Annotated in this window: 1 protein-coding gene; it reads right to left on the bottom strand. The window is 64.0% G+C overall.

Features of this window, described 5'->3' with window-relative positions; translation table 11 throughout:
- On the bottom strand, positions 1-378 hold a 378-nt coding region (locus DXX99_RS11060; RefSeq protein ID WP_205664715.1), incomplete at its 3' end, for an RHS repeat protein.
- Between the last annotated feature and the right edge of the window lie 89 nt (positions 379-467).

Genomic DNA, 467 nt, shown 5'->3' with positions numbered 1-467 from the left:
CCCCCCGGGCAGGGTTTTGCTCTTCAGAAGGCCGTCCGGGTAGTACTCGTAGACGGTCTCGTTGCCCAGGGGGTCGATCTCCTTTATGAGCCGGTTCTGGGAGTCGTAGCAGTAGCGGGTGGTAGCACCGGCGGGGTCGGTCCTGGAGATGAGGTTGCCCTGAGAGTCGTAGACGAAGGTGGTAGTGTGGCCGTAGGGGTCGGTTTCCGAGATGAGGAAGTTGCCGCTCCTGTCGTAGCGGCAGGTGGTGGTTTTGCCGGACGCATCGGTGCAGGAGGTCCTGAGTCCATCGTCATCGTAGGTGCAGGAGGCCAGAAGGCCCGCTTCGTCACGCACTTCCAGCTGCCGGTACCAGGCGTCGTGGGTGTAAGTCTTCATGTGGCCGCTGCGGTCGTACCACGGTACCGGCCGCCGGGTCTTCATAATAGGCGAAGCGGGTGACCCGGCCGGGCGTCCCGCCCTCCTGC

Source organism: Ammonifex thiophilus (assembly GCF_003368535.1).
Taxonomy (GTDB): Bacteria; Bacillota; Desulfotomaculia; order Desulfotomaculales; family Ammonificaceae; genus Ammonifex; species Ammonifex thiophilus.
Note: the sequence above shows the minus strand (reverse complement) of the source record. Positions and strands in the feature narration are given on the sequence as shown.